We start from the raw sequence: 6287 nt of genomic DNA, 5'->3' as shown, positions 1-6287 counted from the left end.
ATCTGATATCTAATGTCTGTTTCATATCTAATTTCATAAAAAGGATAAAAAATATTAAAAAAGTTTGCATAAAAAAGGCTGATACATTACATTTGTTTCATTAATAATATGAAGATCACTCGCACATACCATTACAGTATCCATCATCGCCATTGTGGCGATAGATATTAGTATTGGCTCTACGCGAGGCAACATTCCCCCCGGATCGTATTTTATTATTAATTCTTTACTTACAAAAACCGACATTTTGAAAAATCTGAAAATTGCTATCCAGAAATCGGGTAGATTAAATGAGAAATCTGTACAACTATTAAAAAACTGTGGACTAGATTTCGAAAACTATAAAAGCTCTCTCATCACCACTGTATCTAACTTTAACCTTGAAATCTTATTCCTTCGCGACGATGATATCCCAGGATATGTAGAACAAGGTATTGCCGATTTAGGTATAGTCGGTGAAAATGTGATCGACGAAACGCAGTCTAAAGTTCAATATCTGCAACGCTTGGGCTTCGGGAAGTGTACTTTAAAATTAGCTATCGCCAAAGACTCTCCGATCGAACGCCTTGAAGACCTAAACGGCAAATCAATCGCAACCTCCTACCCTAACATCCTTCAACAATTTCTTAACGATTTCAAGATCAAGGCAGATATTCAAGAGATATCTGGTTCGGTAGAGATTGCGCCTGGATTGGGTTTGAGCGATGCTATTTGTGATATAGTTTCTACGGGTGGAACTCTAAAAAGCAATGGCTTGAAGCCATTTGCCGATGTTCGTTCTTCAGAAGCGATCCTGATTGCAAGAGATGGCATTGAAGAGAATCCTATTATTTGTGAACTGCTGCAACGTGTTCAATCGGTATTGCGTGCGAAAGAGACCAAATATGTGGTTTTGAATGTGGAAAAGAAAAATTTAGAGCAGATTACCGAACTATTGCACGGTGTTAAGAGTCCTACAGTTGTTCCCTTGGCGGAAGAAGGTTGGGTTGCTGTACACACGGTTATTTCGGAGGATGATTTTTGGGAGAAAATCAATAAATTGAAAGCTGCCGGCGCACAGGGAATCGTGGTGATGCCGATAGAAAAAATCATAATGTAATATGCTAAAGACTTATTCATATAATCAGCTTGATCAAGCAAAGATCCAAGAACTTACCAATAGAAACACGGACCCGAATAACGCTATCCAAGATACTGTGTCTGGGATCATCAATGAGGTAAGGACACATGGCGATGCCGCATTGAAATCCTATGCTGCACAGTTTGATAAGGTTGAATTAGAAAAATTATATTTAGACGCTTCTGATATTGAAGAATTGGCGATGGGAATTTCCCGCGACCAGATGCGCGCATTGGAAATCGCGTTTCAGAATATCCATAAGTTCCACTCCTATCAGACGAAAAGAGAACGCACGGTAGAGACGATGCCTGGCGTTAGCTGTTGGCGCGAATTGCGCCCCATCGAGAAGGTGGGGCTTTATATTCCTGGAGGGTCCGCGGTTTTGCCGAGCACGCTATTGATGTTGGGAATTCCGGCACGGATTGCCGGCTGTAAAGAAATAGTGGTTTGTTCGCCGCCACAGAATAACGGCAAGATTAACGGTTTCGTAGCATACTGTTTGAAGCTTTTACGTATTGAGCGCGTTTATTTAGTTGGTGGTGCGCAGGCGGTTGCTGCAATGGCTTTTGGCACGGAGAGCATCCCGAAGGTAAATAAGATTTTTGGACCCGGAAACCAGTTCGTGACTAAAGCTAAGAGCCTTATTCAAGGAATTACCGATGTGGCTATTGATATGCCGGCGGGTCCTTCTGAAGTATTGGTTATTGCGGATGAATCTGCGAATCCGGCTTATATCGCGGCGGACTTATTAGCACAAGCGGAACATGGCATTGATAGTCAGGCGGTGTTAGCAACGAGCTCAACATCGATTGCAGCACAAGTGAACGAGGAACTTAGCAAGCAGTTGGCTATCCTTCCGAGAAAGGAGCTGGCAGCAAGGGCGCTGGATAATTCCTACATAGTCGTATGTGATGATTTGATCAGTTGTATGAACTTCTCGAATGCCTATGCTCCGGAACACTTGATTATCGAATCGGATCAGTGGAAATCTTTGGTTAATAAGGTCCAAAATGCGGGATCGGTATTTTTAGGACATTTGACACCAGAGAGCGCGGGTGACTATGCATCCGGAACGAATCATACTTTGCCCACATCAGGCTATGCACGCTCCTATTCTGGAGTGTCTGTAGACTCGTTTGTCAAGAAGATAACTTTTCAGCACATCACCGAGCAAGGCCTAGAACAGATCGGGTCGACAGTCGAAATATTGGCGGAATTAGAAGGCTTACAAGCGCATAAAAATGCGGTAAGCATTCGAAAGAAAGCATAAAGAAAAAGGAGTCGCAGCAAACTGTGACTCCTTTTTTTATATTAAGAAATGCAGGTTTCTTATTTCTTTTTCTTCTTACCTTTTTTCTTATCATCTCCAACAATCTTATTATAGATTTCAGAGATAGCTTTCTTTAGTTTACCGAAAGATTTAGCTTGTTTCTTATCTTGCTTTTTCAGCTTCTCCTCTTTTACTTTTTTCACTTTCTTTGCCGAAACTTTTGCTTTTTTCTTATCCTTGCTGTCTTTCTTAACCTTCTCGACTTTTTTATCGTTCGCCTTTTTATCCTCTTTTACAGCTTTAGCAGCCTTCGCTTTCTTCTTATCGTCTTTTTTAACTTTAACTTCTTTTACAGGAGCTTTTTCTTTGTAGGAAGCTTCTTTCTCCAACTTAGCTTCTTGCGCCGCTGGTGCCTTCTCTACGGTTTTTGTTTCGAGCTTGCTCTCTGTAGTTGCAGGTTTTGCCGATGCTGCTTTTGGTGCGGGTGTCTTAGCCCCTAGACCATCGCCGTCAGTCTTTGGTGCTGCCGCCTTTTTAGCGGTTGTGGAGGAAGGGGTTGCTTTCGATGCTGCCGTTGTCTTGGTCGCTTGGTTTCCTGAAGTTACTGGCTTCGCAGGTGCTGCCTTTGGCTTAGCAGCTGTCGTGCTTCCGGCCGCTTTAGTAGCAGGCGCTTTTGCAGGCGTACTCGCTGCATTTGCCGCTGCAGGTTTTGCTGCGGCCCCAGCCGGTTTTGCAGCAGGCTTAGTAGCCGTTGCTGTTTTCGCTGCTGGTTTTGAAGCAGCATCTGTCGACTTAACCGCAGGTTTAGCCGTAGTTGAACTTGCTGCTTTCGCTGTACTAGCTGCTGGTTTTGCAGCATTTGCAGTTGTTGCTGGCTTTGCAGCAGCCGTTTTATTTGCTGCAGGTTTCGCTGCTGTAGTAGTAGCTTTTGGTGCTGCAGGCTTTTTAGCAGCGGTTGCAGGTTTTGCTACCGATTTAGTAGCAGGTTTAGCTGCAGTAGTCGTTTCTTTTTTATCATCAACAGCTGGGGTCGATGGATTATTAGCATTTGTTGGTTCTGCCATATTCTTTAATAATTTGCGTTTCAGTGATCCAATGGTATAATTATGTAATCTTATTTTTTGGGTGATTAAGACGTTTAATTCGTTTAAAAGCGTCATAAATTTTCAAAAAGAATAAGCGTTGCTTATCTTTTTGGTTTCTACCACTTTAAAAACCTTAATATACCAAAAATGTTTGCAATGACGTGCACAATTAAACTTTTTCTTGTTTCAGAGGTCAAATAGAATGATTACATTTGTAACCCATACATAACTGGGGTCGACCGGAATTGACAGGATAGCGATGGTTATGTAAGCATGCAGTGCATTGTTAGTCTAGCACTTAAATCTGAACTTTCAACTTTATAACTGGCGAAGAAAACTACGCCTTAGCTGCTTAAGTTAGACTTAACATAGCTATTTGTCCCGTTAGATCCTGTTCTTTGGTCTAACACCCGGGGCATCGAACAATAGAACTGGTCTTTGTGATGTTGCTAATCAAAGACGAGAAACAGCAACTACGGAGAACGGTATAGGTAAGCGACTCACCTTCCCTCTCCCGACAATTAAAGAGAAGCTAAGCATGTAGAAAGCGTAGATCATACTATGTTTGGACGAGGGTTCGAATCCCTCCGGCTCCACAAGGAAATAAAAGCTCAACGAAAGTTGGGCTTTTTTTGTGGGAAGAGAGGTTGGACGGGGATTCTAAGCGTTCGACATCGAGGGGTTTAGGGTTTGAGTGCGGGATTGCGGGACTGAAACAATCCCTCCGGCTCCACAATTAGCCTGAATATCATTATCTTTCGAGCATCATCACAGAAATTGCATTACTGCAAGCACCGTAAATAGCATTTTTTTACCAATCATCATCAGTTGTTTGTTTCATTATTTGAAATTCTTTTTCAATCGCCTTTCCCATTATGACACTTTCTTTTCTAATAAAAACTTTCTTCAATCCTTTGCCATTCCCTACAGATTCTTCTATTGGTAAGTATTGCCATGTTTCCGGATCTTGCGTGTACATTGGATTTCCTAAATGAATTACAGGAGATTTTGAGGCGATATTAACAGCTGTAATCCTATATCGACCCTGTTTATAATCTAAAGTAAAGTAAGCTCTTATATCCCCAAGCGCATAGAATGATGTACTCATTCTAGAAAAACCTAATGCCGAAGGATTAGTTTTTATTCCATCCCCAAGAAATGTAATCTTATCATCGAATACTTGGATATCAGAAAACACGCGATTCCCTTTTATCGTATTAATCAAATCTTCAAATGAGACGCTTTCATCTTTATATACCTTCTGCCAATTTACTCAACCTTCATCTGTGACATAAAAATCTCCAGCTTTTAACTGAGCAAAAGATATTGTAGGAATTATTAAAAATAGTATTAGTAAGTTTTTCATATTTAGTCGGAAACTATATTATTAATTTCTTTCGTTTAAACGTTGTAAAGGATCTAATCTTTTAATTTAGTATCGCGTTAAAAGCGTTTTTGCTCAAAGAACCAATATCTCTACGCTTTCTAATATAAATATCAGATAAAATAATATATTTATACTATTTCGGGTCTGAAATCATAAAGGCTAGTAGCAATATCGCCAAGGAAGTTTATTATACTGTCGCATTACTCATCCGATTAAAACTTTTGTCCTTCTAGAATAGCAACATAGATTTATTGATTTAAATTCTACAAAGTTTCATTTACACTGTTTTTGTGCTATCTTTAAATCACCTAATTATGAAAACGACACTTTATATCTTCATGTTGCTTATGCTAGGCTTAAGTTCATGTAAAAAGAACGACGAAACTGATAAAACTCCTGAGGAAATTTACTTAAATATCGAAGGCAAAACATATTCATTATCTGAACTTACAGATATAATGGTTAAATATACTCGAGTAAGTTCCGATCGATTAGTTTATAATGCCAGCGATACTACGTTTAATATTAAAAATTATGAAGGGCTAAGGTTCAGAGTTGTTGATGTATTAAGAGATCTTAACTATGGTGTTAGATAGAAAGTCGGTTGACTATCAGCTAACAACTGTGACAATGATCCACATGACGAATATTTAATTGCATTGGAACTAGCTCCGGCCCCAATCATTGTTGAGGCGTGTGCAGACATAAATTCACTAAGCGTATATGCAATCAGTTACGATCTATAGAGTATACATTATTTTTCACAGACATGGATTAGTTCCGGGCGTAAATATTATGTCACTTAGCAGTTGATTTAAGAATAAAATCTTTCGCAAAATCTAATTTCTGTTCCGTTGTAAGACCATTAAATTCCACCATCGCTATCATTCTAATTTTATGAATCTTTGACCTGATAAGCATAATAATAGAGTTATTTCTTTTGTCAAAAAATATTCCACCGTTATTAACTCTTGTTTTGAAAATCTCGATCAAGTAGTCTTCTTCGTCGCCATTAATCATAAGAGCAGCTGCAAAATTTTTAAAACCAGACTCAAAATCACCAGCAGTGCCATCAATTACATTGTAACCGATATCTATAAATCCCGGAATTCTTGTTGATGTTCCAGGCAATAGATACGAGATCTTGAACACAGAGTTATTCTTAGTATTTTCAGCACCACTTGGATTTTCCAGGCCGATGTTTTCTCTATACGTAGATATTTCCAATGCATTACTAAGATAATTGGATTCCGATAAGTGTGCATTCGATATTTTAGTTAAAACTGTATTCTGGGCAATTAAGCCAGTATTAGCAAAGAGAAGAAATAAAATTAAAGTCCAAGGTATCATAATTCTCATTGTTGCCGATTCTAACATATTTTTTTACAACTAACTTATGACCGGCTGTAACCCTCCCGAAAATTC

6 protein-coding genes and 1 other RNA gene are annotated in these 6287 nt (G+C 39.3%); 4 read left to right on the top strand and 3 right to left on the bottom strand.

Translation table 11 applies throughout. From position 1 onward, the window contains the following. The first annotated feature begins 247 nt into the window (after positions 1-247). Both hisG and hisD read left to right on the top strand, forming a co-directional pair. Positions 248-1099: an ATP phosphoribosyltransferase gene (gene hisG, locus B2400_RS14440; RefSeq protein ID WP_149525568.1), complete on the top strand. Its 852-nt coding sequence runs from the start codon at positions 248-250 to the stop codon at positions 1097-1099. 1 nt (position 1100) lies between these two features. Further along, positions 1101-2390 (top strand): histidinol dehydrogenase, encoded by a 1290-nt coding sequence (gene hisD, locus B2400_RS14435; RefSeq protein ID WP_149525567.1) that lies wholly within the window; start codon positions 1101-1103, stop codon positions 2388-2390. 59 nt (positions 2391-2449) lie between these two features. Here hisD and B2400_RS14430 read toward each other — a convergent pair whose 3' ends face one another. Next, positions 2450-3454 (bottom strand): hypothetical protein, encoded by a 1005-nt coding sequence (locus B2400_RS14430; RefSeq protein WP_187774007.1) that lies wholly within the window; start codon positions 3452-3454, stop codon positions 2450-2452. Between the two features lie 252 nt (positions 3455-3706). On the opposite strand from B2400_RS14430, the gene ssrA reads away from it, so the two are divergent. After that, positions 3707-4074: a transfer-messenger RNA gene (ssrA, locus tag B2400_RS14425) on the top strand. Positions 4075-4286: 212 nt separating this feature from the next. On the opposite strand, the gene B2400_RS14420 is transcribed toward ssrA, so the two are convergent. After that, a complete protein-coding gene (locus tag B2400_RS14420) occupies positions 4287-4700 on the bottom strand; it encodes a hypothetical protein (protein ID WP_293934473.1) in 414 nt (137 codons plus the stop codon). 476 nt (positions 4701-5176) lie between these two features. On the opposite strand from B2400_RS14420, the gene B2400_RS14415 reads away from it, so the two are divergent. Beyond that, a complete protein-coding gene (locus tag B2400_RS14415; RefSeq protein ID WP_149525565.1) occupies positions 5177-5458 on the top strand; it encodes a hypothetical protein in 282 nt (93 codons plus the stop codon). A 202-nt stretch (positions 5459-5660) separates the two neighbouring features. On the opposite strand, the gene B2400_RS14410 is transcribed toward B2400_RS14415, so the two are convergent. Continuing rightward, positions 5661-6239, bottom strand: coding sequence for a hypothetical protein (locus tag B2400_RS14410; protein WP_149525564.1), 579 nt, complete (start codon positions 6237-6239; stop codon positions 5661-5663). Positions 6240-6287: the final 48 nt, after the last annotated feature.

The sequence above is a fragment of the Sphingobacterium sp. UBA6645 genome, assembly GCF_002455685.1.
In the GTDB taxonomy this organism is placed as follows: Bacteria; Bacteroidota; Bacteroidia; order Sphingobacteriales; family Sphingobacteriaceae; genus Sphingobacterium; species Sphingobacterium hotanense.
Note: the sequence above shows the minus strand (reverse complement) of the source record. Positions and strands in the feature narration are given on the sequence as shown.